Source organism: Amycolatopsis sp. NPDC049691, assembly GCF_040675005.1.
Taxonomy (GTDB): domain Bacteria; phylum Actinomycetota; class Actinomycetes; order Mycobacteriales; family Pseudonocardiaceae; genus Amycolatopsis.
In genome coordinates this window covers 177,674-203,548 of the sequence record NZ_JBFANX010000015.1, presented here as the reverse complement: position 1 = coordinate 203,548, position 25,875 = coordinate 177,674, and the positions used below count along the sequence as shown (strand labels likewise).

Genomic DNA, 25,875 nt, shown 5'->3' with positions numbered 1-25,875 from the left:
GGATCATCATGCATCATGCGGAGATGACCATCGAGACGTCCACGGTCCGTGTCGGCGACCTCTCGGCGTACCTGGCCCGCCCGGACGGCGGCTCGGAGCGCGGGATGCTGCTCCTGCCGATGATCACCGGCATCGGCGAACAGGTCCGCGCCTGGGCCGACGAGCTGGCCGGCCGCGGGATCACCGCGCTGGCGTGGGACGTCTTCCACGGCGCCAGCACCGACAACACCTCCCGCGAGGACCTTGGGGCGAAGCTGGGCGAGCTGCGCGACGAGCCCGCGCTGGCGGAGCAGACGGCGTTGCTCGACCACCTGCTCGGCGCCCTCGGCTGCACGTCGGCCGGGGTGATGGGGTGGTGCCTCGGCGGGCGGTTCGCGCTCCTGCTCGCCGCCCGTGACCAGCGGCTTTCCGGCGTCGTCGCCTACCACCCGACGGTCCGCGACCCGGCGCCGCCGAACCACGAGCTGGACGCGGTCGATTTGTCGACCCGGATCACGGTGCCGGTGCTCGTCGCCTATCCGGAGGCCGACGCCGTCGTCTCGCACGAGACGTTCGCCCTGCTCCAGTCCGCGCTGCAGTCCCGGGCGCGCGGCGCGACGTTCACCCAGCACTTCCCGGGCGCCGAGCACGGCTTCAGCGACTCCGCGCGGCACGGCGCGGACGTCAACGCCGAGGCGTTCGCGCTGTCCTGGCCGCAGACGCTCGCCTTCGTCGACACCTTGACTTTCGGCAGTGGTCCCGCCCGCTGACGGGCTTGTAGCTTCGAACCCGTGCAAGAGGTGACGAAGCGCAGGTGGCGCGTGGTGCTCGACGTGCTGCTCGGGCTGTTCCTGGCGTTTATCGTCGCTTCGGACACGGTCGGCTCGCGGTCGTACTGGGAGCTGGCGGGCGGGCTCGCCGTCGTCGCCGGCTCGGTCGCGACGGCCCGGCGGTACCCGGCCGTCTCGCTCGGCATCGCGCTGGCCGGGGCCCTCGCCGTGCCGTTCCCGTACCGCGACCGCGTGCCCGTCTGGGTGGTGTTCGTGCTGGTCGCGATGTGCTACCAGGCCGCGTTGCGGATGGACCGGGCCCGCACGGGCCTGCTCATCGGCGCCGCGGTCGCGGTGCTGGGCCTGCCGCTCGCGCTGGTCGTCGGCCCGGACGGCGCCGGCGACTGGGCCGCGATGGTCGCGATCCTCGTGTTCGCCGGGCTGTCGCCGTGGCTGATCGGCCGCTACGTCCGGCTGCGCGGCGACCTGGCCCACACGGGCTGGCGGCGCGCCGAGGAGATGGAGAGCAGGCAGCAGCTGGTCGCCGACCAGGCCCGGCTGCGCGAACGCGCGCGGATCGCCGGCGACATGCACGACTCGCTGGGCCACGAGCTCAGCCTGATCGCGGTCCGCGCGGCGGCCCTCGAGGTCGCGGGCGGCCTCGACGACGCCCAGCGCGAGGCGGCCGCGCAGCTGCGGGCCGGCGCCGCGGCCGCGACCGAAGGGCTGCGCGAGATCATCGGCGTGCTGCGCGAGGACGCCGCGCCGGTCGAGCCGGTGCAGGGCGACCTCGGCGAGCTGATCGCGCGGGCGCGGGCGTCGGGACTGTGCATCGAGTCCACTGTGGACGTCTCACTGGCGCCGCCGATGGTGGCGCGGGCCGCCTACCGCGTGGTGCAGGAAGCCTTGACGAACGTGGCGAAGCACGCGCCGGGGGCGGCCGTGACCGTGCGCGTCGTGAGTTCCGGCGACGAGACCGGGGTGAGCGTGGTGAACGAGCGGCCGCCCGCCGGGCCGTTGCCGGGCGCCGCGTCCGGGCACGTGGGGCTGATCGGGCTGCGCGAACGGGTCCGGCTCGTCGGCGGGACCCTCCGGGCGGAGCCGCGCGATGGCGGGTTCGCCGTCACCGCGACGCTGCCGCACGACGCCGAGCCGGCGGCGGAGACGGCCGAGGCGGTGGTGGGCGACTCGACGTCCGCGCGGGCGCTGGAACTGGCCCGCCGCGACGTCCGGCGCAGCCTCGTGCTGGCGGTCGCCGTGCCGCTGGCGCTGTTCGGGCTGGTCCTCGCGATCGGCGGGATCGCGTTCCTCTACCAGTGGAACACCTCGGAGCTGCCCGGCCCGGCCTACGACGGCATGCGGATCGGGCAGGCGCGGGGTGAGCTGGCGCTGCCGGAACGCGAGCGCGCCGCGCGGCCGACGCGCGGGGAGCCGCCTTCGCCGCCGGGTGCCCGGTGCGAGTACTACGGCGCCGGGCGGTCGTTCCTGAACGACGACTACGCCGCCTACCGGCTGTGTTTCGCCGATGGGAAGCTGGTTTCGAAGGACTGGTTCGCCGAGGGGGGATCGTGATCAGGGTCGTACTGGCCGACGACGAAGCGATGATGCGCGCGGGGGTGGCGGCGATCCTGGGCGCGGACCCGGGGATCGAGGTCGTCGCCGAAGCCGCCGACGGGCGGGCGGCGGTGGCCCAGGCCCTGGCGACGCACCCGGACGTCGTGCTGCTCGACATCCGGATGCCCGTGCTGGACGGGCTGGGCGCGGCCGCCGAGATCCGGCGGGTGCTGCCGTCGACCGGCGTCATCATGCTCACGACGTTCGGTGAAGACGAGTACATCGAGCGCGCGCTGGGCCTCGGCGCGGGCGGGTTCCTGCTGAAGTCCGGTGACCCGCGCGAGCTACTGGCCGGCATCCACGCCGTCGCCGGCGGGGCGGCGTTCCTCTCGCCGAAGGTGGCTCAGCGGGTGATCGCGCGGCTGTCGGGCGGCCGGCTGTCCCGGGCCGCCGCGGCGCGCTCGAAGGTCGGTCTCCTGACGCCGCGCGAGCGTGAAGTGTTGACACTGCTGGGTTCCGGACTATCCAATTCGGACATCGCGGCGAAGATGTTCGTCGTCGAGGGCACGGTGAAGGCGCACGTGAGCACGATCCTGACCCGGCTCGGGGCGAAGAACCGGGTGCAGGCGGCGATCACGGCGTACGAGGCGGGACTGGTCGGGGGAGACGCGGAGGCCGCCACCCCGTGATCTCACGTCCGATGTAGACCGTCGCTTTCGCCGGGAGGGCCTTCAGTAGAGCGGTCCGGATCTTGATGGCGACCGGGTTGGCCAGCTGCGAGGTGAGCTTGCCCATCCGCACCGACTCGCGGACCACTTTCTGGCTGCGCGGCCGTCGTTGGTCGTCGTAGGCCTTGAGCGCTTGCGGTACGTCCTGTTTGGACAGTTCGGACGCCAGGACGATCGCGTCCTCGATGGCCTGGCAGCCGCCCTGGCCGAGGAACGGCGGCATGGCGTGGGCGGCGTCGCCGAGCAGGGCCACCCGGCCTTTGACGTAGGACTTGAGCGGCGTGCCCAGGTAGTAGAGGTCGTGGTGGAGCACGGCTTCCGGCGTGGTGGCGTCGATCAGCGCGGGAATCGGATCGTGCCAGCCGGCGACCTTCCGGCGGAGGTCGGGCGGTTGGCTGCCGGGTTGCGTGGCGTAGGAGACGAACCAGTAGACGTCGCCACCGGTCAGCGGGAGGACACCGATCTCGGTGCCGCGGTCGAAGCTGGTGCCGAGCTTCGCGCCGGGGAACCGCGTGATGCCGCGGAAGGCTGTGCTGCCGGAGTAGACGGGGGCGGGGTGGTCCGGGAAGAGCGCGCGGCGGACCGGGCTGTGGATGCCGTCGGCGGCGACGACGAGGTCGGCTTGGAGTTCGCCGCCGGTGAAGCGGACTCGCCCGTCTTCGTGGACTTCGGTGACTTCGGCGCCGGTTTTCAGGCTTTCCGCCGGGACGGCGTTCGTCAGCGCGGCGATCAGGTCCTTCCGGTGGATGGCCCCGAGCGGCCGGCCGTGGAGGCGTTCGAAGGCGGCGGCGTCGAAGCGGGCGACCCGCCGGCCGCGTTTGTCCCGGAACCCGCCGTCGCGCTGCGGGGAGAGGTGCGGTGTCAGGTCGACACCGAGTTCGTCGAGGCAGCGCAGGGCGTTCGGCCAGAGGGAGATCCCCGCGCCGACGTCGCCGAACTCGGGCGCCTGTTCGAGCACGGTGACGGTCCACCCGATCCGGTGTAGCCCGATCGCCGCGCCCAGCCCGCCGATGCCCCCGCCGACCACCACTGCGTGCATGCTCGCCTCCTCTACATCTGTAGAGTACTCCTGGTGGACCGGCGTGAGGTGATCGGCGACGCCGCGATCGAGGTGATCGCGGCCGCGGGCATGCGTGGACTGACCCACCGGGCGGTCGACCAGGCGGCGGGGTTGCCGGCGGGGTCGACGTCGTACTACGCGCGCACGCGGGCGGCGCTGCTGTCGTTGACGTTCGCGCGGATCCTCGAGCTGGACCAGGAGACGGTGTGGTCGGGCGGGCTGGCGGAGTCGATCGCCGGGTACGCGTACGAGGCCGTCACTTCAGGGCGCGCGCGGATGCTGGCGCGATACGAGTTCGCATTGGAGGCGACCCGGCGCCCGGAGCTGCGGGCCCAGTACGACTCGGGCGGGGCGGTGATCCGGCGCGCCGCGGTGGAGCTGTTTTCGGCGGCCGGGTCGGCGGACCCGGTGCGGCACGCGGGGTTGGTGGTGGATTGGCTCGAGGGGACGATCTTCGGGGCTTTGGCTGGGGCTTCGGCTCCGCCTTCGCGGGAGTCGCTGGTGGCCAGTGCGCGGGAGATCTTGCGCGGTATCGGGGTGGGTTGAGTCCGGTTGTCCACAGGGGGTCGGTGATGTGGACAACCGGGCGTTGGTGGGCGGTTTTGGCGGTGTTCTGTCGGTGGCCGCGGATACGCTGGAAGCGGGGGCAGCCCCCAGGGAGGGCGGGCCGTCGCGGCCGGGGGGCTTTCAGGCCGGGCGGGCTCGCGGCCGGGTGGGACTGTTTGGCCGGGCCTCTCGCGGCTGGTGGGCTGGCTGGACCGCATGTGGCCGGGGTCTGGCTGGCCGGGCCGCACGCGGCTGGCCGGGCTTTTGACTGGGCGGGGCTCGCGGCTGGTTGGGCTGGCTGGCCCTCGCCCGGCTGGGTGGGCCTCTCGAGCCGGGCTGGCTGGCTGGACCGCACCTGGCCGAAGGTGGGCTGGCCGGGCGAGCTGCGGGCAGCTGGACCAGGTGCAACACGTCCCCAGGCAGCTGGGCGGGCTGTCTGGCCGAGCCTCACGTGGGCCGAGTGGTCTGGCTGGCCGGACCCCGCGCGGTCCGGGCGGGACTGGCCGGGCGGGGCCGCCCGCCCGGACCTCAAGCGTCGCGGCGCCGCAGTACCGCCGTGCCCACCACCAAGGCCGCCACTGCCCAAGCCGCGCAGATCGCCAACCCCACCCATGGTGCGTACGGTGCCGGGGACATCGTGATCGGGTTCGGGTGTCCCTCCTCCACCATCGCGTTCACCCCCGCGATGCCCGGGAAGTACGGCACCAGCTCCGGCAGCCCCAGCGAGGCCACGATCAGCGGCAGCGGCACCAGCAGCACGATCACCGTCACCAGCGTCCCCGCCGCGCTGCGCAGGGCCCACCCGATTCCCGTGCACAGCAACCCCACCAGCGCGAAGTACCCGCCCATGCCCGTCGCCGTCGTGAAGCCCGCGGCCACGCTCGTCGGCAGGCCGTGGCCGTCCTTCACCACGCTCGCCAGACCCATTGCCGCACCACAAAGAACCACTCCCGAAACGAACAGCACCGGCAGCACCACCGCCGCCTTCGCGAGCACCACCCGTGGGCGCACCGGGGTCCACAGCAGCGTCGAACGGATGCCGCCGCCTGCGTACTCGCTCGTCACGAACAGCGTCGCCAGCGCGATCACCGCGAACTGGGCCAGGTAGAAGCCGCCGCCGAGGGCGATCGTGTTCGCTGCCTCCGGCTCGCTGCCGTAGCGCTGGGCCATGCCGGACAGCGTGCTGTAGCCCAGCATCAGCGCCGTGCCCGCCGCCAGGCACCACCAGGTCGCCCGGACCGACCAGAACTTCGTCCACTCCGCGGCCACCGCCCCGGACACCGCCGTCCTCATGCCGTCACCCCGTACTCCACCGAAGAAGCGGTCAGTTCCATGTACGCCTGCTCGAGCGACGCCGTCCGCTCGGCGAGGCCGTGCACGCGGATCCCCAGCTCGTGCACGAGGTCGCCGACGCGCGTGACGTCGACGCCGTCGACCACCAGCTCGTCCGGGTCGCCGGGGTGCGTCCGGCCGCCTTCGGCGCGCAACCGCGCGTCCAGCCTCGCGCGGTCCGGGCCGGCCGGGACGCGGACCGAGACCGTCGTGTGGGAATTGCCCGCGATGAACTCCGCGACCGGCGCGTCGGCCAGCAGCTTGCCCTTGCCGATCACGATCAGGTGGTCGGCCGTCAGCTGCATCTCGCTCATCAGGTGGCTGGAGACGAACACCGTCCGGCCCTCGGCGGCCAGGGACCGCATCAGCTGCCGGACCCAGCGGACGCCGTCCGGGTCGAGGCCGTTGACCGGCTCGTCGAACAGCAGGGTGCCCGGGTCGCCGAGCAGCGCGCCGGCGATGCCAAGGCGCTGGCCCATGCCGAGCGAGAACTGCCCGGCCCGCTTGCCCGCGACGTCCGAAAGCCCGACGGTCGCCAGCACCTCCTCGACGCGCCTGGCCGGGATCCCGTTGCTGCGCGCCATGGCCGTGAGGTGCTTGCCGGCGCTGCGCCCGGGGTGCAGCGCCTTCGCGTCGAGCAGCGCGCCGACCTCGCGCAGCGGGTGCGGCAGCTCGGCGTAGCGCCGGCCGCCGACCAGGACCTCGCCCGAGTGCGGGTGGTCGAGCCCGACGGTCATCCGCATGGTCGTCGACTTGCCGGCGCCGTTGGGGCCGAGGAAGCCGGTCACGCGGCCGGCGGCGACGTCGCAGGTCAGCGCGTCGACGACGGTCTTCTCCCCGTAGCGTTTCGTCAGTCCTCTGAGTGTGATCATGTCTCGGAGTCTGCGGTCCGCGGGGGTGCCGGGGCATCGGACGACGGTCGTGAGCCGCCCCCGACTTTCGTCAGGTGCGGCGGCGGGTGTGCCGGGTCGGGACGGCGGTGGCCGGGTCTTCGGGCCAGGGGTGCTTCGGGTAGCGGCCGCGCAGGTCGGCGCGCACCGACGGGTAGCCGGTGGTCCAGAACGACCCGAGGTCCGCGGTGATCGCGGCCGGCCGCCCGGCGGGGGAGAGCAGGTGCAGGACGACCGGGACGCCGGCGACGGTCGGGGTTTCGGTCCAGCCGAAGGTTTCCTGCAGCTTGACGGCGAGGACCGGCTGGTCGCCGCGGTAGTCGACGCGGATGTGCGAGCCGGACGGGACTTCGAGCCGGTCCGGGGCGAGTTCGTCCAGTTTGGCCGCTTCCGGCCACGGCAGGAGGGCCTTGAGAGCGTTGCCGGCATTGATGTTCGCCAGGTCGGCCTTGCGACGGGCGGTCGATAGGTCGAGCCAACTGTCCACATTGGACAGAAGAGTGGTATCGTCGACCGCGGGCCAGGGGGCGCCGAGGACGCGGTGGAGGAACGCCATGCGCTCGCGGAGTCTCGTCGCGTCCTGGGTCCAGTTGAGGAGGCCGAGACCGTTCTCGCGGAGGCCGGTGACGAGGGCGTCGTGGACGTTCGCGTCGCGCAGGGGGCGTTCGGACAGGGTGATGGCACCGAGCTTGCGGACCCGGCGGGCGACGACGTCGCCGTCCCAGGTGATTTCGTCCACTTCGGACACGGGGGTGACGCGGGTGGCGAGGCGCTCGTCGGCGGCCGCGGCGAGCCGGATGGTGCCGTGGACGCGCCCGGGATCACGGGTGGCTTCGGCGACGGCCAGCCACTCGGAGTCGAGGCCGCTGCCGGGCGGGAGTTCGGCCGCGGTACCGCCGGCCATGAGGTAGACGGACGCGGTGCCGGAACGTCGCCGCGCCAGCCGCTCGGGGTGCGCGAGAGCGACGACGAGGGCCGGATCGGAGGGGTGACCGGGCCGCGCCCGCCCGCCGGCGGTTCCGCCCTGGCCGGCGGGATCGGTGCGCCCGCCAGGCTGGTCCTGCCGCGCCCGCCCGGCGCCGGGCGGGCGCTCCGCCTTCCCGCCCGCGACCAAGCCTTCGAGCCGCCGAGCCTCGCGCTTCCACCGCCGTGCCGGTTCGTCCGTCGCCGAGCGCAGGCGGCGCAGCTCCGCGTCGACGTCCGTCAGCGTTGCTCCCGTGTCCAGCAGCGCCACCACTTCGGCCGCGTGCCGGGCGCCCACCTCCGCGGCGCCGTCCAGCAGCGCCCGCGCCAGCCGTGGGTGCAGTCCCAGCTCCGCCATCCGCCGGCCGCGGTCGGTCACCGCTCCGGCAGGGTCGGTCGCGCCGAGCGTCTCCAGCAACGCCCGTCCCGCCGCCAGCGCTCCTTCGCCCGGTGGGTCCCACCACGCCAGGCCGCTGCCGTCCGGTGTCGACCAGCACGCCAGCTCCAACGCCAGCCGCGCCAGCTCGGCCGTGCGGATCTCCGGTTCTGGGTACGCCGGCAGCAACGCCTGCTCGTGCGCCGCCCAGCAGCGGTACGCCCGGCCCGGCCCCTCGCGACCCGCGCGGCCCGACCGCTGCGTCGCCACCGCCGCCGATACCCGCACCGTCGCCAACCCGGGCAGACCACGCCGGTGGTCCACCCGCGGGACCCGCGCCAAGCCCGAGTCCACCACCGCGCGCACGCCCGGCACCGTCAAGCTCGACTCCGCCACCGCCGTCGCCAGCACCACCCGCCGCCGGTCACGCGGCCGCAGCGCCTCGTCCTGGTGGGCCGCCGACAGCCTGCCGTGCAGCGGCACAACGTCTACATCGGACAACCGCAGCAGCCCCGACGTCCGGGCGATCTCGCCGGCGCCCGGGAGGAACGCCAGCACGTCACCGTCCCCTGAGGACAGTGCCGTCCGCACCGCGCGCGCGACGCACGCCTCGATGCGCTCACCCCGGGCCGGCGGGACGTACGAGAACGACACCGGGTACGTCGGCGCTGTCGCCGTGACCACCGGAGCTTCACCCAAAAGTGTGGAAAGCCGGCTCGAAGCGACTGTCGCCGACGTCGCCAGCAGCCGGAGGTCGTCGCGCAGCCCCGCGCGGACGTCCAGGAGCAGCGCCAGCAGCAGGTCCGCGTCCAGGTGCCGCTCGTGGCACTCGTCCAGCAGGACCGTCGACACCCCGGGCAGCTCCGGGTCGCCCTGCACGCGCCGCACCAGCAGCCCCGACGTCACGACCTCGACGCGCGTGCGCGCCGACACCTTCCGGTCGCCGCGCACGGCGTAGCCGACCGTCTCGCCGACCGGTTCGCCCAGCAGTGCGGCCATCCGGGAAGCCGCGGCCCGCGCGGCCAGCCGCCGCGGCTCGGCGACCACGACCCGGCCGGACCCCGCCGAAGCCAGCGCCAGGGGCACCAGCGTCGTCTTCCCCGTTCCCGGTGGCGCGACGAGCACCGCGGTGCCGTGGGCGTCCAGCGCCGAAAGGACCTCGGGCAGCACCGCGCGGACGGGCAGGTCGGGCAGCTTCACTTCTCGGTGACCTCGGGTGGGGCAGGCAGCTGGTAGCCGGACGGCCCGATGTTCGCGTTGAGCGAGCGCAGCCATTCGCCGGAGGAGATCATCTTGCGGATCGCGTCGTCGACCGCGTTCACGCCCTGGGTGTCGCCCTTGCGCAGGCCGACGCCGTAGCTCTCCTTCGAGAACGGCTTCCCGACGACCTTCAGCAGCTCCGGGTCGCGCGTGACGTACCCGGCGAGGATCACCCCGTCCGTGGTCACCGCGTCGATCTGGCCGGCGAGCAGCGCCGTCACACAGTCGGGGTAGCGCGGGTACTCGACCAGCTGCACCGCCTGCGCGAACCGGTCGCGCACCTGCTCGGCGGGCGTCGAGCCGGTGACCGAGCACAGCCGCCGCCCGTTGAGCGTCTCCGGGCCGGTGATGTCCGGGGACGTGCGCCGAACCAGCAGGTCCTGCCCGGTGGTGAAGTACGGCCCGGCGAACGACACCAGCTGCTTGCGCTTGTCGGTGATCGAATAGGTCGCGACGACCAGGTCGACCGTGCCGGAGGTGAGGTCGGTCTCGCGCGTCGCCGACGTCGTTTCGCGCCACGTGATGTCCTTCGCGGCGACACCCAGTTCCGATGCGACGAAAGTCGCGACGTCGACGTCGAACCCGACGAACCGGCCGTCCACCGTGCGCTCGGAAAGCCCCGGCGCGTCGAACCGGATGCCGATGGTCAGGTGATCCGTGGCACTGGCGCGGGTGACCAGCGAGTCGGTCGGCGAGACCTGCCCCGGCCCGCACGCCGACGCCGTGACCAGCAGCAACGCCGAAGCGACGAGCGTGCGCCACCGCATTCCGCCGCTCCCTCCACCACCGCCGTGCCCTCACGAAGTTCTCAGGTCCTCCCGTTAGCCTAAGTGCGTGGTGCGACCGTCCCAACCCGTGCTGGACGCCGTCGGCACGCTCGCCCGGCTCGGGCTGGCGGCCGTCTGGCTCGTTTCCGGTGCGCTGAAGCTGGCGGATCCGGGGCAGACGCTGATCGCCGTCAAGGCGTACGACGTGCTGCCGGATGCACTCGCCAACGTGGTGGCCATCGCGCTGCCGCTCGTCGAACTCGTGCTCGGGCTGTTCCTGCTCGCCGGCCTGGCGACCCGCTGGGTCGCCGGCGCCGCGCTGGTGCTGCTCGTCGTGCTCATCGCCGGGATCGCCCAGTCGTGGGCGCGCGGGCTGAGCATCGACTGCGGGTGCTTCGGCGGCGGTGGCCAGGTGGCGGCGGGGCAGACCGAGTACCCGCAGGAGATCCTCCGCGACTCCGGCTTCGCGCTGCTGGCCGTCTGGCTGCTGGCGCGGCCGCGCACGTGGCTGTCGATCGACGGCTGGCTCGCGCGGGGTCGCGGGAACTCCACCGAGCCCGAGCACGACTACTCGGGTATCGCGGAAGGGAACTGATACACAGTGGGTGGAGCTGAGCGGACCGCTCGGAAGCGTCGTCAGGCCGCGCAGGCCGGGGGAGCGAGGGCGGTGGCCCAGGCCAGGGGCGCGTCGACCGACAAGCGGAAGTGGATCATCGGGATCGCCGCGGTGGTCGTCGTGGCCGCGCTCGTGATCGGCGGCGTGATCTGGACGATCTCGGACAAGAACAAGACCGAGGGCCAGACGATCACCCCCGGCGGCACGTCGCTGGCGGGCGACGTCACGCAGAAGCGCGACGGCGTCGTCGTCACCGTCGGCAAGGCCGGCGCGAAGGCCACGATCGACGTCTACGCCGACTTCCTCTGCCCGATCTGCGGCCAGTTCGAGAAGACCTACAAGACCGACGTCGAGCAGGCGATCAACGACGGCAAGCTGCAGGTGCGCTACCACATGGTGCCGCTGCTCAACGACCGCTCGGACCCGCCCGGCTACTCGCTCGACTCGGCGAACGCGGCGCTGGCCGCGGCCGACGCCGGCAAGTTCCTCCAGTTCCACGACTCGCTGTTCGCGAACCAGCCCGAAGAGGGCAAGCGCGGCTACGACAAGGCGCAGCTGATCAAGCTCGGCCAGGACGTCGGGATCACCGACCCGGCGTTCTCCCAGACGGTCAACGCGGGCACCTACGACCAGCAGATCAACACCGCGTTCCAGCAGATCGAGAACGACCCGAAGCTGGCGCAGGACTTCGGCAACGGGCAGAGCGGCTTCGGCACGCCGACGGTCACCGCGAACGGCGCGATCGTCAACTGGCAGGACCCGAGCTGGCTCTCGAAGGTCACCGGCTGAGTCCGGGCAATTCGCCCACTCGGGTACGGACCGTGGACTAGGCTGAATCCCGCACAGGGGAACCGGGGGTGGCGTGGGAGCGTCGCACCCCCGGTGACAGGGAGGGCCTAGTGGACGGTTCGCATTCGGGGTTTCACGTCGATGAAGGCGCGTACGCGCGGTACGCGCGTGAAGTCGACCCACTCGGCGACGACGTCAAGGGCGCGGCCGACCAGCACGTCGGCCCGCACGTGACGCTCGGCGGCCACGGCTTCTCCGAGATGGGCGGCGAGTCCGGCTTCTCCGGCGCCTACAGCGGCCGGATGCGCGCGCTGCAGGAGAAGATGCACCGCGTCGGCGGCGGCTGGCGCCAGGTCGGCGAGGCTGCCCGGCAGACCGACCGCAACTACGCGGCCGTCGAAGCCGACCACGGCGACGTCGTCCGGAGACTCGGCACCGACCTCGGGGACGGCGCGTGACCGAGCACACCGACCAGCTCGTCCGGCACAGCCTGGAACCCACCAACCAGTTCGCGCAGAAGCTGCGCCACGACCCCGTCGCGATCAGCGGCGCGCGGGACGCGCACTACGCGCTGCAGACGTCGGTGGGCCGGACCCGCGACCACGCCGCCGACCAGCGCGTCACCCTCACGTCGGCCAGCTCCGGCTCGACGACCGACCGCGCCACCGCGACGTCGAAGAGCCTCGAGCAGGAGGTGCAGGACCTCCTCGACGAGAGCGCCGAGATCGAGAAGGCCGTCGCCGAGGCGGCCGAGACGCTGCACGTCGGCGAGATCAAGAACGACCAGGTCCGCGACCAGATCATCAAGGAAATCTCGGCGTCGATGAAGGCGCTGGCGGCGGTGAAGTCGATCCAGCCGCCGGAGAGCCGTGCCGCCGCGTCGCGCGACATCCTGATGAAGCTGCAGACGAAGATCAGCCGGCTGACCGGCCAGGCCGCGACCTTCAGCGAGCAGACCATCAACCAGCTCACCGACATCGGCACCCGGCTGGGCGGCGGCGAGCAGTCGACGTCGACGTCCAGCGCGTCCTCGACGAAGGTGGGCTCGTCCTTCAACAGCAACAGCGGCTACTCCGGGGGCGGCGACTCCGGCGGTGGTGGCGGCGGAGGAGGAGGCGGCGGCGGGGGAGCCGTCCACAAGCCGCGGCTGCCGGTCGCGATCCCGCCGCAGCCCGGCTCCGGTGTCGCGATCAACCTGCCCGGCGGCAAGCAGGTCATGGCGCCGAACGAGACCGCGGCCAAAGCCGTGCGCAACGCGCTTTCGCAGCTCGGCGTGCCGTACGTCTGGGGCGGCACCGCGCGCGGCGTCGGGCTCGACTGCAGCGGGCTGACCATGACGTCCTACCAGGACGCGGGCCTGCAGCTGCCGCGGACGGCGGCGCAGCAGACGGTCGGTGCCGAGGTGCCCTCGATCGACCAGCTGCTGCCCGGCGACCTGGTCGTCTGGTCCGGGCACGTGGCGATGGTGATCGGCGACGGCCAGATGATCGAGGCGGGCGACCCGGTGCAGATCAGCAAGATCCGCACCACCAACGCGGGGCAGTCGTTCATCGGTTTCTACCGGCCGACGGGGTGAGTCGTGGCTGAATTCGACGTGGACCTGGCCGCCGCCCGGATCGCCGAGCAGGCGGACCGCGTGGAGGCCGACGTTTCGGCCCGGCTCGAGCGCTCGGGTCCGGTGGTGGGCAAGGCGTCCTCTTCGGACAGCAGCGTCGAGGTCCAGGTGGCGCCCGGCGGGCTGCTGACCGGCGTGACGATCCACCGGTCCGCGCTGCGGCACGGTTCGGCCGTGCTCGCGGACCAGATCCTCGAGCTGGCCCAGCGCGCGACCCGCCGCGCGGGCGACAAGATGTACCACGCGCTGGCGCCGGTCGTGGACGCGTCCCAGCTGGAAGTCCTGGGCTACGAACCGATCCCGGACGACGACCCGGACGCCGACACCTACTCGTACGGAAGGTGAGCGCCGGTGATCTCGACGCGTGACCTGATTTCCCAGGCCAGGGCCCGGGAAGCGGCGATGTCCAAAGTGGACGAGCTGCTCGCGTCCGCGACCGGCACCGCCCACGACCGGGACGGCCAGGTGGAGGCGACGGTCGACGGACGCGGCAAGCTGCTGCGGCTGTGGCTGGCGCCGTCGGCGGTGAACCTCGGCGAGCGGCTGGGGCCGCTGGTCGTGGAGATCGCCCAGGCCGCCATGCGCGAAGCGACCCAGGACGGCTACAACAAAGTGGCGTTGCTGCTGGGCGAAGACATGACGTACCTGATCGAGCGGATGACCGGGATGCCGGCCCCGGCCCGCGCCGCCGACGACGACCCGGGCATGACGGTCGAGGAGTTCCAGCGGCTGCGGGCCGAGCGGCTGGGCGCCGCGCCTCCGGAAGCCGCGGCTCCCGCGAGCGTCGAGGACGAGGACGCCTATTGGGAGTCCTTCGACCCGGCTTCGCTGCGCTCGGACCGCTAGTTCACCCCGGCCATGAACTCGCCGAACAGGCGGCTCGCGGCGGGTGAGGTGAACTGGCGCGCCAACTCCGCACGGGCGATCCGCTTGCGGAACTCCCCGGCGTGAGAGGCGTCCCCGGCGTCGTGCATGAGGTCGGTGATCCACGCCGCGAACGCCTGGTAGTTCCAGACGTGGCTCAGGCACGTCTCCGAATAGCCGTCGAGCAGGCTCGAGTCGTTCTCCTTGACGTGCCGGAGGACGCCGCGCGCGAAGACCTCGGCGTCGAAGAGGGCGAGGTGGATTCCCTTCGCGCTCATCGGCGGGACGATATGGGCCGCGTCCCCGAGCAGGAACAGCCGGCCGTGGTGCATCGGGCTGTGGACGACGTTCCGCAGTGGCACCAGCCGTTTGTCGGCGATCCGGCCGGGCGTGACGGGCCGGCCGAACCGGGCGCCCAGCTCGTTCCAGACGCGTTCGTCGGGCCACTGCGCGAGGTCGTCGTCAAGCGCGCACTGGAGGTAGACGCGGCTGGCGTGGGGGCCGCGGGGGATCATCCCCGCCAGGCCGCGGGCATGGATCGCCATGCCCGACGGCTTCGCGGGCACCTCGGCCAGGACGCTGAGCCAGGCGTAGCCGTATTCGCGGGAGTAGCGGGTGAGGACGCCGGCGGGGATGGCCGTCCGGCTGACCCCGCGGTCGCCGTCGCAGCCGGCGACGAAGTCGGCGGTGAGGACCCGGTCCGCGTAGCGCACGACGGGCTGTTCGAGGTTCTCCAGGGTGACGTCGTCGGCTTCGAAGCGGAGGTCGCCGCCGGCGCGCAGGAAGACGTCCGTGAGGTTGCGGACGAGGACCTGCTGGGGCAGGAAGACGCTGCCGCTCTCGTCGTCGCCGAAGTCGATCGGCAGTTCCTCGCCGTCGAGGAAGAAGCCGCCCTCGACGTCGGTCGGCGCGTCGCTCGTCAGCACCTCTTCGAGCCCCCACTCGCGGAACATGCGTACGCCGCGGCCGTCGACGGTCCCGGCCCGTTGCCGCTGTTCGACATACGCGCGGCTGTGCTTTTCGAGGACGACGCAGTCGATTCCGTTGCGCAGCAGGATGTTCCCGAGGGTGAGGCCGGCGACCCCGGCCCCGATGATCACGACGGTGGTGTGTTCGGTCATGCCTCCACTGTGGACGTCGCAGTGTCCGCCACCAACCGGTGAAGCGACATCGGATACCGGAAACCCGCCAAAGTCAGTGCTGGTGCAGCTCGGCCTGGTACCGGCCCGGCGTCTGGCCGACGACGTCGGTGAACGCCTCGATGAAGCTGGAGGGGTTGGACCACCCGCACGCCATCGCCGTGTCGAGGACCGACCGGCCTTCGGTCAGGTGGACGAGGGCGTGGTGGACGCGCAAAATGGTGCGCCAGCGGAGGAAACCCATGCCGAGCTCGGCCTGGAACAGCCGGCTGAGGGTGCGTTCGCTCGCCCCGGCGGCCCGGCCCAGTTCGCTCAGCGTCTCGGGCCGCGCGGGGTCGGCGTGCAGGAGGCCGGTGACGGCGCGCAGCCGGTCGTCCCGGGGTTCGGGCAGGTGCAGGGATTCCTCGGGCGGCCCGGCGAGCTCGTCGAGCACGACCGCGCGCAGCCGCCGGTGGGCGCCGGGACGGCTCTCCCGCGGCTCGGTCAGCGCCAGGAGGGCCTCGCGCAGCAGCGGGCTCACCGCGAACACGCCGGGGTGCGCCACGAGCTCACCGCACGACTCGGCCGGGATGACGACGAGCCGGAAGTCGGTCCGGCCGTAGCACCGGTGGGAGTGGTCGAACCCGGGCGGCGTCCAGGTGACGCGGTTGGCCGGCGCGACCCAGGTCCCGAGCGCCGTGGTCGTGGCGAACCCGCCGGCGGCCGCGTAGACCAGCTGGCCGTCGGCGTGGCGGTGGGTGCCGAGGTGGAAGCCGTGCGGCAGCCAGCCCTTGCCTTCCGGGGTCTCCCCGGAAGGAGGGGTGAGGTGGCGGGATTCCGGCATCACCCGCCAGCGTACCGGGGAAGCGTCACGCCAGCTGGGCCGTGGAGTTCGCCCCGTCCAAGGACTCCCGGATGATGTCCGCGTGGCCCGCGTGCTGGGCCGTCTCGTGGATCAGGTGCAGCACGATCCGCCGGGCCGACCAGAACCGCGGTTCCGGCGGTGACCACGGCGTCGTCGGCAGCCGGACCTCGACGTCCAGCGAGGGCAGGGATCGCACGTACTCGTCGGTCTCGGCGGCGGCGGTCGCGTAGGCCGACAGCCAGTGCGAGAGCGTCTCGCTCATCGAGTACTGCGCCGTGTCCAGCATGCCCTCCGGCAGGGAGCCGTCGCGGGTGCGGAGGATCTCGAGCCACAGGCGTTCGCCCGTCGCGAGGTGACGGATCAAGCCGCCCAGGGTCAGGTCGCTGACCGTCGTGCGCCGGGCCGCCTGCTCGTCCGAGAGGTCGCGCGCGGGGATCAGCAAGCGCTTCCGGACTTCGGCCAGCAGGCCCAGCAGGTCTTCGTGTTCGCGAGTCATGGGAAGAACCCTAGAAGCGAATTAGGTCAGTACCTGACCGGAAGCCGCGATCCCGCTGAGCGGAAACCGAGTTCGGTCAGAGGTCTGGACCAACCGCAAAAGCCTGTGTCTTAATTCAAGGCGTGAATTTCGGTCTCTCGACGAGGAGGACCCGGATGGGTCTCGGACGCAGACTGGGTGTCGGTGCGCTGGCCGTGGGGATGCTGCTCGCCTCCGGAACCCCCGCCCTCGCCGGGAACGGCCCGGCCTACAAGGATTCCTGGCGACCGGTCAAGGTCCGCGTGGCCGACCTGATGTCGCGGATGACCCTGGACGACAAGCTCGGCCAGATGATGCAGGCCGAACGCCTCGGGGTCAAAAGCCCGGCGGACGTCACCACCGGGCGGCTCGGCTCGCTGCTCTCCGGCGGCAGTTCGCAGCCGACCCCGAACACGCCCGTCACCTGGGCCGACATGTACGACGGCTTCCAGAAGGCCGCCCTCGCGACGCCGCTCGGCATCCCGCTGATCTACGGCGTCGACGCCGTCCACGGGCACAACGGGCTCTACGGCGCCACCGTCTTCCCGCACAACATCGGCCTCGGCGCGACGCGGGACCCGAACCTCGTGCAGCGCATCGGCCGCGCCACCGCGGAAGAGGTCTCCGGCACCGGCATCGACTGGGACTTCGCGCCCTGCCTGTGCGTCGCCCGCAACGACCGCTGGGGCCGCACCTACGAGTCCTTCGGCGAGGTTCCGCAGCTGGCCACCGAGATGACGTCGATCATCACCGGCCTGCAGGGCCGCCGGCTGGACCAGCCCGGCTCGGTCATGGCCACCGCCAAGCACTACGTCGGCGACGGCGGCACCACCGGCGGTGTCAACGAAGGCAACACCGAGATCGGCGAGCAGGAGCTGCGCGCGATCCACCTGCCGCCGTTCAAGGCCGCGATCCAGCGCGGGGTCGGCTCGGTGATGATCAGCTACAGCAGCTGGAACAGCGTCAAGATGCACGCGAACTCGTACCTGATCAACGACGTCCTCAAGAAGGAGCTCGGCTTCGGCGGCATCGTCGTCTCGGACTACAACGGCGTCGACAAGATCGACGGAAAGACCGGGTTCACCCCCGAAGAGGTCGAAGCCTCGATCAACGCGGGCATCGACATGGTCATGGTGCCCTTCGAGTGGCAGAAGTTCATCGACACGCTGCGCACGCTCGTCCAAGAAGGCCGGGTGCCGATGTCCCGGATCGACGACGCGAACAAGCGGATCCTCACCAAGAAGTTCGAGCTGGGCCTCTTCGAACACCCGCTGACCGACCGCCGGTTCCTGAACACCATCGGCAGCAAGCAGCACCGCGACCTCGCGCGGCAAGCCGTGCGGGAATCCCAAGTCCTGCTGAAGAACGAGAACCACGTGCTGCCGCTGTCCAAGCGGGACAAGATCTTCGTGGCCGGCAAGAGCGCGGACGACATCGGCAACCAGTCCGGCGGCTGGACGGTCGGCTGGCAGGGCACCAGCGGCCCGGTCATCCCCGGCACCACCATCCTGCAGGGCATCCGAAGCAGCTCGTCGAAGGTCACCTACGCCAAGGACGGCACCGGGATCGACCGCAGCTACGACGTCGCCGTCGCGGTCGTGGGGGAGACGCCGTACGCGGAAGGCAAGGGCGACCGTCCACAAGGGATGGGCCTGGACGCCACCGACCTCGCCACGCTGCAGAAGCTGAAGGACTCCGGCGTGCCGACGGTGGTCGTGCTCGTGTCCGGACGGCCGCTGGACATCGCGGCGCAGCTGCCGGACTGGGCCGGGCTGGTCGAGTCCTGGCTGCCGGGCAGCGAAGGCCAAGGCGTCGCCGACGTCCTCTTCGGCGACTACAACCCGACCGGAAAGCTGCCGGTGACGTGGATGCGCAGCGCCGACCAGCAGCCGATCAACGTCGGCGACGGCAAGCCCGCGCTGTTCCCCTTCGGCTACGGCCTGCACTACTCGCGCCACTGGTGATCCCCGTCCCCCACCGGAAGGAACATCGCATGCCCCGCCGTCCCCTGGTCAGAATCCTGGCCTTCTTCGCCGCCTGTCTGGGCTTGAGCCTGGGCGCCCCGGCCGTGCAGGCCGCGACACCGTTCAAGGTGCTCGCGTTCTACAGCGGCACCTACGACGCCGCGCACATCAGCTTCGAGAAGGAGGCCAACGTCTGGTTCGCCCAGCAGGCGGCGGCCAACGGCTACACCTACTCCTCGACGACCGACTGGAACCGCCTGACCAGCATCACCAAGTCCACCGCGGACGTCGTGATGTTCTTCGACGACCAGCCGCAGTCGGCCGCGCAGTTCCAGGGCTTCCAGACCTACATGCAGAACGGCGGCGGCTTCTTCGGCTTCCACGTCACGGCGTACAACGACAGCTCGACGCCGTCGTACGCCAACTGGTTCCACAACGACTTCCTCGGCACCGGCCGGTTCACGTCCAACACGTGGGGCCCGACGCCGGAGACGCTGAAGATCGAGAACCGCACGCACCCCTCGACGGTGAACCTGCCGGCGACGATCAAGTCGTCGACGTCGGAGTGGTACGCCTGGCAGAACGACCTGCGCCAGAACCCGAACATCTCCATCCTGGCCTCGATGGACCAGTCCACCTTCCCGATCGGCACCGACCCGAACCAGACCTGGTACAGCGGTTACTACCCGATCGCTTGGACGAACAAGAACTACAAGATGCTCTACGCGAACTTCGGCCACAACGCGATGAACTACGACACGAACACCGCGCTGTCGTCGACGTTCGAGAGCGCCGACCAGAACCGGTTCGTGCTCGACGGCCTGAAGTGGCTCGGCGGCGGTGGCACGACCACCCCGCCGCCGGACGGCACGATCGACCCGTCGGCCTGGTACGCGGTGACGAACAAGGCGTCCGGCAAGTGCGTCGACGCCCGGGCTGCGGCCAGTGCCAACGGCACCGTGATCCAGCAGTACACCTGCAACGGGACCACGGCGCAGCGGTACCAGTTCGCCCCGACCAGCGGCGGCTACGACCGGATCAACAACCGGACGAACCCGGCGCAGGTCATCGACGTGACCGACGTGTCCACCGCCGACAACGCCGGCCTGCAGCTGTGGTCCTACAGCGGCGGGAACAACCAGCAGTGGCAGCCGGTGTCCGAAGGCGGCGGCTACTACCACTTCGTCGCCCGCCACAGCGGCAAGTGCCTGACCGTGCCGGGAGCTTCCACCGCGGACAGCGTCCAGCTGGTCCAGGCGACCTGCAGCGGCAGCGCCGCCCAGTCGTTCAAGGTCGCCTAGCGGGTCGGCGCCTCCTCAGCTAACATGAATGACCTTCACGTTGGCTGAGGAGGGTGCCGTGGCGCGCCGGAACCGAGCGATCGTCGTAGTCCTGGCCCTGCTGGTGGGCCTGCTCGCGGGGGTGAGTCCCGCGGTCGCGTCGCCGGTGTTCTTCTGGGGCGTCGCGACCTCGGGGTACCAGTCGGAGGGCTCGGCGCCCGACAGCAACTGGCGCCGCTACGAGCAGGCGAAGACGTCGTCGATCAAGGAGCCCTACCGCGAGGCCGTCGACTTCCGGCACCGCTACGCCGAAGACATCGACCGCGCTAAGCAGCTCGGCGTGAACGTCTTCCGCTTCAGCGTCGAATGGGCGCGCATCGAACCTCGGCCCGGCCAGGTGGACCAGACGGAACTCGCGTACTACGACGACGTCGTCCGGCGCGTGGTCGCCGCCGGCATGCGGCCGATGATCACCCTCGACCACTGGGTCTACCCGGGCTGGGTCGCCGACCAAGGCGGCTGGGACTCCGACCGCACGGTCGACGCCTGGCTGGCCAACGCCCGCCGCGTCGTCGAGCGGTACCGCGGGCTCGGGGCCATCTGGATCACGATCAACGAGCCGACCGTCTACCTGCAGAACGAGACCACCAACGGCGGGCTCGCCGGCTGGAAGCTGCCGTGGGCGCAGACGCGGCTGGTGAACGTGCACCGGGCGGCGTACGACCTGATCCACTCGCTGGACCCCGGTGCGCTGGTGTCCAGCAACACGGCCTACATCCCGGCGGCGCAGGGCATCCTCGACGCGTCGTTCCTCGACCGGGTGCGCGACAAGCTCGACTTCGCCGGCCTCGACTACTACTACGGCGCGAGCCTCGACAACCTCAGCGCCGTCCACGCGGCGAGCGGCGAGTTCTGGAAGGTGACCCCGCAGCCGGACGGGATCTACTACGCCCTGCGCTACTACGCGCGGAAGTTCCCGAACCTGCCGCTGTACGTCGTCGAGAACGGGATGCCGACCGACAACGGCAACGCACGGCCGGACGGCTACACGCGGTCGGACCACCTGCGCGACCACATCTACTGGGTGCAGCGCGCGAAGGCCGACGGCATGAACGTCATCGGCTACAACTACTGGAGCCTGACCGACAACTACGAGTGGGGCAGCTACCAGCCGCGGTTCGGACTGTACACAGTGGACGCGCGTTCGGACGCCACGCTGACGCGGCGGCCGACCGACGCCGTCGCGGCGTACCGAGACCTGATCGCCGGCCACGGCGTGCCGGCTGGCTACACGCCGGTGCGGCCGCCGGGCTTCTGCTCGGTCGTCGACGGGCTCGGCAGCTGCCTCGACCCCGCTCGTTACCCCGGTCCGGTTGCCCCGCTGGGCTGATTTCCGGTCCTGACGTCAGTCGCGCTCGATGAGGTGGCCCACCACGTCCGGGCCCGGGTGGGCGTGACCCGAGCCGTCCCGGCGGACGTCGATCTCCGGGAGTTCCACCGGGTCGCCGTTCTTGGCCGCGCCCGCGGGACGCGGGCCGATCCAGGCCACCCGCAACGCGGTCTCGCCCTTCAGGAACCGCTGGGCTCGGACGCCGCCCGTGGCGCGGCCCTTCGCCGGGTACTCGCTGAACGGTGTCACCTTCACGCTCTGGCCCGTGGCCGTGATGACCATCGGCTCGCCGTGCTCGTCGTCGTCCGTGCGGATCGCTCCGAAGAACACCACCGAGCCCGACCCGACGTTCATGCCCGCCATGCCGCCGCCCTTCAGGCCCTGCGGGCGGACCAGCGAGGCCGAGTACTTCAGCAGTGACGCCTCCGACGACACGAACGCCAGCGTCTCCGAGCCGTCCGTCAGCCACGTCGCGCCGACGACCTCGTCGCCGTCCTTCAGCGTGATCACTTCGAACTCGTCCGACCGGACCGGCCACTCCGGCGCGCACACCTTCACCACGCCCGCCCGGGTGCCCAGCGCCAGCCCCGGGGAACCCGCCGCCTGTTCGCCCAGCGGCGCGATGCCGACGACCGTCTCGCCCTTCTCCAGCGGGACCAGCTCGCGCGCCGCCATGCCGCCGCGCAGGGACACCGTGCCCGCCTGCTCCGGCAGCACCGGCAACGGCAGCACGTCCGTCTTGAACGCGCGGCCACGGCTCGTCACCAGCAGGACCTGGCCGCGCGCGGTCGTGTGGACCACCGCCGAGACGGCGTCGTGCTTCACGCGGCCGTTGCGCCGGCGCGTCTCCGTCGACTCCTCGGACTCGGCCGCCGTGCGGGCCACCAGGCCGGTCGCCGACAGGATCACCTGGCACGGGTCGTCCGCGACCTCCAGCGGGCCCGACGGCTTCGACGCGGCCAGGACCTCCTTCAGGTCACCGTCGATCAGGGACGTGCGGCGCTCGGTCGGGAAGTCCTTCGCGATCTTCGCCAGCTCCGACGAGACGAGCTTCTTCAGCACCGACTCGTCGTCGAGGATCTTCGTCAGCTCCGCGATCTCCTCGCGCAGCCGCTCCTGCTCCGACTCCAGCTCCAGCCGGTCGTACTTGGTCAGCCGGCGCAGCGGCGTGTCGAGGATGTACGTCGCCTGGATCTCCGACAGCTTGAAGCGCGTCATCAAGCCGTCCTTCGCGGCCTGCGCGTTCTCGCTCTCGCGGATGAGCTTGATGACCTTGTCGATGTTCAGCAGCGCGATCAGCAGGCCGTCGACCAGGTGCAGCCGCTCTTCGCGCTTGCGGCGCCGGTACTTCGTGCGCCGCGTGACGACGTCGTAGCGGTGCCGCAGGAAGACTTCCAGCAGCTCCTTCAGGCCCAGGGTCCGCGGCTGGCCGTCGACGAGCACCAGGTTGTTGATGCCGAACGACTGCTCCAGCGGCGTGAGCCGGTAGAGGTCGGCGAGCAGGGCCTGCGGGTTGACGCCGACCTTGCACTCGATGACCAGCCGCGTGCCGTTCTCGCGGTCGGTGAGGTCCTTGACGTCGGCGATGCCGGTGAGCCGCTTGGACTTGTTGACCTCGTCGGTGATCTTCTCGATCACCTTCTCCGGGCCGACGCCGTAGGGCAGCTCGGTGACGGTGATCGCCTGCCGCCCGCGGCTGCCTTCGAGGAGGCCGGTTTCGACGCTCGCCCGCATCCGGACCACGCCGCGGCCGGTCTCGTACGCGCGCCGCACCTCGTCGAGGCCCAGCAGGCTGCCACCGGTCGGCAGGTCCGGGCCGGGGATGAACTCCATCAGCTTGTCGAGCGTCGCCGACGGGTGCGTGATCAGCCAGCGCGCCGCCGCGATGACCTCGCCGAGGTTGTGCGGGATCATGTTGGTCGCCATCCCGACCGCGATCCCGGACGTGCCGTTGACCAGCAGGTTCGGGAACGCCGCCGGCAGCACCGACGGCTCCTGCAGCGAACCGTCGTAGTTCGGCCGGAAGTCGACGGTCTCCTCGCCCAGCTCGCCGACCAGCTGCATCGCTTCGGGCGACATCCGCGCCTCGGTGTACCGCGACGCGGCCGGGCCGTCGTCCGGCGAACCGAAGTTGCCGTGGCCGTCGATCAGCGGGACGTTCAGCGAGAAGTCCTGCGCCATCCGGACCATCGCGTCGTAGATCGCGACGTCGCCGTGCGGGTGGTAGCGGCCCATCACGTCGCCGACCACGCGGGAGGACTTCACGTACGCGTGCGTCGGCCGGTAGCCGTTCTCGTTCATCGAGAACAGGATCCGGCGGTGCACCGGCTTCAGCCCGTCCCGCGCGTCCGGCAGGGCGCGCGAGTGGATGACCGAGTACGCGTACTCCAGGTAGGAGTCCTCGATCTCGGTCTTCAGCGGGTTCTCGAAGACCTGCGCCCCGGCGGAGTCGAACGCGCTCGGGTCGACGCGGGTGGTGGGGGCCTTACGGCGTGCCACGGCGAAACTCCTTGGTAGCTACGGAAAACTCAGGCGTCGATGGCTTCGCGGTCGACGCGGTCGGACGACTCGACCAGCCAGTTGCGCCGGGGCTCGACCTTCTCGCCCATCAGCAGTTCCAGCGCGGCCTCGGCGGCTTCGGCGTCGTCCATGGTGATGCGGCGCACCGAGCGCGTCGCCGGGTTCATCGTGGTCTCCCACAGCTCGTCGGCGTCCATCTCGCCGAGACCCTTGAACCGGGGGACCGGCTTGACGATCGTCTTGCCCGCCTTCTCCAGCTCGGCGACCTTCTGCTCCATCTCGCGCTGCGTGAAGGTGAAGTGCGTTTCGGCGTTGCGGCCCTTCGTGACGACCTTGTGCAGCGGCGGCATCGCCGCGTACAGCCTGCCGTCCTCGATCACCGGGCGCATGTACCGGGCGAACAGCGTGATCAGCAGGGTCCGGATGTGCGAGCCGTCGACGTCGGCGTCGGCCATCAGGATCACCCGGCCGTACCGCATGGTCGTCAGGTCGAACGTGCGGCCGGTGCCGGCGCCGAGGACCTGCACGATCGACGCGATCTCGGCGTTCTTCAGCGTGTCGCCGAGCGAGGCCTTCTGGACGTTCAGGATCTTGCCGCGCAGCGGGAGCAGCGCCTGGTACTCCGAGACGCGCGCCATCCGGGCCGACCCGAGCGCGCTGTCGCCCTCGACCAGGAACAGCTCGCTGCGGGAGATGCCGGTGGTGCGGCAGTCGACCAGCTTCGGCGGCATCGCCGCGCCTTCGAGCGCGGTCTTGCGCCGGGCGGCGTCCTTCTGCTGCTTCTGCGTGAGCCGGACGCGCGCGGCGTCGACCACCTTCTGCAGCACGACCTTGGCTTCGGACTTGGTCTTGCGGTCTTCGGTCCAGGCCTTGACGTGCTTGTCGACGATGCCCTGCAGCACGCGGGTGATGCCGGCGGTGGACAGCTCGTCCTTCGTCTGCGACGTGAACTGCGGCTCGGGCAGCCGGACGTGGATAACGGCGGTCATGCCCTCGAGGACGTCCTCGGTCGTCGGCATGTCCTCCTTGGGCTTGAGCAGCCCGCGGGTCTTGGAGATGGCCTCCTGCAACGCCTTCGTGACCGCGCGGTCGAAGCCGCGGCGGTGCGTGCCGCCGTGGACGTTGCGGATCGTGTTGGTGAAGCACTCGACCGTGCGCTCGTAACCGGTGCCCCAGCGCAGCGCCACCTCGACCTCGGCGTGGCGCTCCACATTGGACTGCATGACGCCGGCGGCGTCGGCCGCGTTCTCCTTGTACGTGCCCTCACCGGTGATCAGCAGCGTGCCGCACACCGGCTTCTCGCCCGACGGGGTCAGGAAGTCGACCATGTCGACCAGCCCGTTCGGGAAGTGGAACGTCTCTTCGTTGATCGTGTCTTCGATCGCGGTGCGCAGCACGTACGTGACGCCCGGGACGAGGAACGCGGTGTTGCGCAGCTTCGCCCGCACGCCTTCGACGTCCAGCGCCGCGCCGGACTCGAAGTAGCGGGCGTCGTACCAGTAGCGGATCGACGTGCCGCTGCGCTCGCCGCGCTTCATCTTGCCGACGAGGTTCAGCCCGGACCGGCGGGTGAACTTCGCCTTCGGGCCGGGGCCGTCGAAGGTGCCGGGGACGCCGTGCTTGAACGACATCTGGTGGACCTTGCCGTCCTGCTTCACCGTGACGTCGAAGCGGTGCGACAGCGCGTTGACCGCCGAAGCGCCGACGCCGTGCAGGCCGCCGGAGGTCTTGTAGCCCGAGCCGCCGAACTTGCCGCCCGCGTGCAGCCGCGTCAGCACCAGCTCGACGCCGGACAAACCGGACTTGGCGTGGGTGCCGGTGGGGATGCCGCGGCCGTCGTCGTCCACCTGGACGCTGCCGTCGGCGTGCAGCGTGACGACGATCTTCGTCGCGTGGCCGGCGACACCCTCGTCCGTCGAGTTGTCCACCACCTCGGAGAAGAGGTGGTTGATGCCCCGGCTGTCGGTGGAGCCGATGTACATCCCGGGGCGTTTGCGGACGGCCTCGAGACCCTCGAGATGGGTCAGGTCATCGGCCCCGTACAAGGTCTCGGCAGTCACAGGGTCGTTCTCCCGGATCGTGGCTCGCGAAAGTGCTGGTGGCGGTGCGGACTGG

At 71.3% G+C, this 25,875-nt stretch carries 23 protein-coding genes; 13 read left to right on the top strand and 10 right to left on the bottom strand.

All coding sequences use genetic code 11. The features are described 5' to 3' along the window. Nucleotides 1-23: 23 nt before the first annotated feature. The 3 genes from AB0J40_RS30835 to AB0J40_RS30825 are packed head-to-tail and all read left to right on the top strand — an operon-like array spanning nucleotide 24 to nucleotide 2,992. Nucleotides 24-749 carry a dienelactone hydrolase family protein gene (locus AB0J40_RS30835; RefSeq protein ID WP_364459721.1) on the top strand — a complete coding sequence of 242 codons (726 nt, stop codon included), beginning with the start codon at nucleotides 24-26 and terminating at the stop codon, nucleotides 747-749. A 21-nt stretch (nucleotides 750-770) separates the two neighbouring features. Continuing rightward, nucleotides 771-2,321 carry a histidine kinase gene (locus AB0J40_RS30830; protein WP_364459718.1) on the top strand — a complete coding sequence of 517 codons (1,551 nt, stop codon included), beginning with the start codon at nucleotides 771-773 and terminating at the stop codon, nucleotides 2,319-2,321. Further along, on the top strand, nucleotides 2,318-2,992 hold the full coding sequence (locus AB0J40_RS30825; RefSeq protein ID WP_364459715.1) for a response regulator transcription factor: 675 nt from the start codon (nucleotides 2,318-2,320) through the stop codon (nucleotides 2,990-2,992). The genes AB0J40_RS30830 and AB0J40_RS30825 overlap by 4 nt, the downstream gene beginning before the upstream one ends. Here AB0J40_RS30825 and AB0J40_RS30820 read toward each other — a convergent pair. Beyond that, complete coding sequence (locus AB0J40_RS30820; RefSeq protein ID WP_364459712.1) at nucleotides 2,937-4,070, bottom strand: FAD-dependent monooxygenase; 1,134 nt, start codon at nucleotides 4,068-4,070, stop codon at nucleotides 2,937-2,939. The genes AB0J40_RS30825 and AB0J40_RS30820 overlap by 56 nt on opposite strands. Before the next feature lie 33 nt (nucleotides 4,071-4,103). Between AB0J40_RS30820 and AB0J40_RS30815 the strand changes: the two genes are divergently transcribed. Continuing rightward, nucleotides 4,104-4,637 carry a TetR/AcrR family transcriptional regulator gene (locus AB0J40_RS30815; RefSeq protein WP_364459709.1) on the top strand — a complete coding sequence of 178 codons (534 nt, stop codon included), beginning with the start codon at nucleotides 4,104-4,106 and terminating at the stop codon, nucleotides 4,635-4,637. A 528-nt stretch (nucleotides 4,638-5,165) separates the two neighbouring features. Here the strand turns inward: AB0J40_RS30815 and AB0J40_RS30810 are convergent. The 4 genes from AB0J40_RS30810 to AB0J40_RS30795 form a co-directional block, all read right to left on the bottom strand. Next, a complete protein-coding gene (locus tag AB0J40_RS30810) occupies nucleotides 5,166-5,930 on the bottom strand; it encodes an ABC transporter permease (RefSeq protein WP_364459706.1) in 765 nt (254 codons plus the stop codon). Beyond that, nucleotides 5,927-6,841 carry an ATP-binding cassette domain-containing protein gene (locus AB0J40_RS30805; RefSeq protein ID WP_364459703.1) on the bottom strand — a complete coding sequence of 305 codons (915 nt, stop codon included), beginning with the start codon at nucleotides 6,839-6,841 and terminating at the stop codon, nucleotides 5,927-5,929. Before AB0J40_RS30805 ends, AB0J40_RS30810 begins: the two co-directional genes overlap by 4 nt. A 70-nt stretch (nucleotides 6,842-6,911) precedes the next feature. Continuing rightward, the gene (hrpB, locus tag AB0J40_RS30800) at nucleotides 6,912-9,398 is read right to left on the bottom strand and encodes an ATP-dependent helicase HrpB (RefSeq protein WP_364459700.1); all 2,487 of its coding nucleotides are present in this window, start codon (nucleotides 9,396-9,398) and stop codon (nucleotides 6,912-6,914) included. Beyond that, a complete protein-coding gene (locus tag AB0J40_RS30795) occupies nucleotides 9,395-10,225 on the bottom strand; it encodes a glutamate ABC transporter substrate-binding protein (RefSeq protein ID WP_364459697.1) in 831 nt (276 codons plus the stop codon). The genes hrpB and AB0J40_RS30795 overlap by 4 nt, the downstream gene beginning before the upstream one ends. Before the next feature lie 88 nt (nucleotides 10,226-10,313). On the opposite strand from AB0J40_RS30795, the gene AB0J40_RS30790 reads away from it, so the two are divergent. The 6 genes from AB0J40_RS30790 to AB0J40_RS30765 all read left to right on the top strand — a co-directional run bounded on the left by AB0J40_RS30790 (nucleotide 10,314) and on the right by AB0J40_RS30765 (nucleotide 14,091). Next, the gene (locus AB0J40_RS30790) at nucleotides 10,314-10,820 is read left to right on the top strand and encodes a MauE/DoxX family redox-associated membrane protein (protein ID WP_364459871.1); all 507 of its coding nucleotides are present in this window, start codon (nucleotides 10,314-10,316) and stop codon (nucleotides 10,818-10,820) included. A gap of 72 nt (nucleotides 10,821-10,892) precedes the next feature. Beyond that, a complete protein-coding gene (locus AB0J40_RS30785; protein WP_364459695.1) occupies nucleotides 10,893-11,630 on the top strand; it encodes a thioredoxin domain-containing protein in 738 nt (245 codons plus the stop codon). A 110-nt stretch (nucleotides 11,631-11,740) separates the two neighbouring features. After that, nucleotides 11,741-12,088 carry a hypothetical protein gene (locus AB0J40_RS30780; RefSeq protein ID WP_364459693.1) on the top strand — a complete coding sequence of 116 codons (348 nt, stop codon included), beginning with the start codon at nucleotides 11,741-11,743 and terminating at the stop codon, nucleotides 12,086-12,088. After that, nucleotides 12,085-13,206 (top strand): NlpC/P60 family protein, encoded by a 1,122-nt coding sequence (locus AB0J40_RS30775; RefSeq protein ID WP_364459690.1) that lies wholly within the window; start codon nucleotides 12,085-12,087, stop codon nucleotides 13,204-13,206. The genes AB0J40_RS30780 and AB0J40_RS30775 overlap by 4 nt, the downstream gene beginning before the upstream one ends. A 3-nt stretch (nucleotides 13,207-13,209) precedes the next feature. After that, nucleotides 13,210-13,590 (top strand): YbaB/EbfC family nucleoid-associated protein, encoded by a 381-nt coding sequence (locus tag AB0J40_RS30770; RefSeq protein ID WP_364459687.1) that lies wholly within the window; start codon nucleotides 13,210-13,212, stop codon nucleotides 13,588-13,590. A gap of 6 nt (nucleotides 13,591-13,596) precedes the next feature. After that, on the top strand, nucleotides 13,597-14,091 hold the full coding sequence (locus tag AB0J40_RS30765; protein WP_364459684.1) for a YbaB/EbfC family nucleoid-associated protein: 495 nt from the start codon (nucleotides 13,597-13,599) through the stop codon (nucleotides 14,089-14,091). Here the strand turns inward: AB0J40_RS30765 and AB0J40_RS30760 are convergent. The 3 genes from AB0J40_RS30760 to AB0J40_RS30750 all read right to left on the bottom strand — a co-directional run bounded on the left by AB0J40_RS30760 (nucleotide 14,088) and on the right by AB0J40_RS30750 (nucleotide 16,588). Then, nucleotides 14,088-15,230, bottom strand: coding sequence for a 4-hydroxybenzoate 3-monooxygenase (locus tag AB0J40_RS30760; protein WP_364459681.1), 1,143 nt, complete (start codon nucleotides 15,228-15,230; stop codon nucleotides 14,088-14,090). The genes AB0J40_RS30765 and AB0J40_RS30760 overlap by 4 nt on opposite strands. A 73-nt stretch (nucleotides 15,231-15,303) precedes the next feature. Further along, nucleotides 15,304-16,071, bottom strand: a complete 768-nt coding sequence (locus AB0J40_RS30755; protein ID WP_364459678.1) for a helix-turn-helix transcriptional regulator — start codon at nucleotides 16,069-16,071, stop codon at nucleotides 15,304-15,306. Nucleotides 16,072-16,096: 25 nt separating this feature from the next. Next, nucleotides 16,097-16,588, bottom strand: a complete 492-nt coding sequence (locus tag AB0J40_RS30750; RefSeq protein WP_364459675.1) for a DUF664 domain-containing protein — start codon at nucleotides 16,586-16,588, stop codon at nucleotides 16,097-16,099. 155 nt (nucleotides 16,589-16,743) lie between these two features. Here AB0J40_RS30750 and AB0J40_RS30745 point away from each other — a divergent pair, with 155 nt between their 5' ends. From AB0J40_RS30745 to AB0J40_RS30735, 3 genes are read left to right on the top strand one after another with little or no spacing between them, the layout of a single operon-like run. Then, nucleotides 16,744-18,570 carry a glycoside hydrolase family 3 N-terminal domain-containing protein gene (locus AB0J40_RS30745; RefSeq protein WP_364459672.1) on the top strand — a complete coding sequence of 609 codons (1,827 nt, stop codon included), beginning with the start codon at nucleotides 16,744-16,746 and terminating at the stop codon, nucleotides 18,568-18,570. A gap of 29 nt (nucleotides 18,571-18,599) precedes the next feature. Next, entirely contained in the window at nucleotides 18,600-19,871 is a 1,272-nt protein-coding gene (locus tag AB0J40_RS30740) for an RICIN domain-containing protein (protein WP_364459669.1), read from the top strand. Between the two features lie 58 nt (nucleotides 19,872-19,929). Further along, nucleotides 19,930-21,240 (top strand): family 1 glycosylhydrolase, encoded by a 1,311-nt coding sequence (locus AB0J40_RS30735; protein ID WP_364459666.1) that lies wholly within the window; start codon nucleotides 19,930-19,932, stop codon nucleotides 21,238-21,240. Between the two features lie 15 nt (nucleotides 21,241-21,255). Here AB0J40_RS30735 and AB0J40_RS30730 read toward each other — a convergent pair whose 3' ends face one another. Both AB0J40_RS30730 and AB0J40_RS30725 read right to left on the bottom strand, forming a co-directional pair. After that, nucleotides 21,256-23,739 carry a DNA topoisomerase IV subunit A gene (locus tag AB0J40_RS30730; protein ID WP_364459663.1) on the bottom strand — a complete coding sequence of 828 codons (2,484 nt, stop codon included), beginning with the start codon at nucleotides 23,737-23,739 and terminating at the stop codon, nucleotides 21,256-21,258. 29 nt (nucleotides 23,740-23,768) lie between these two features. Further along, nucleotides 23,769-25,820 carry a DNA topoisomerase IV subunit B gene (locus AB0J40_RS30725; RefSeq protein ID WP_364459660.1) on the bottom strand — a complete coding sequence of 684 codons (2,052 nt, stop codon included), beginning with the start codon at nucleotides 25,818-25,820 and terminating at the stop codon, nucleotides 23,769-23,771. Between the last annotated feature and the right edge of the window lie 55 nt (nucleotides 25,821-25,875).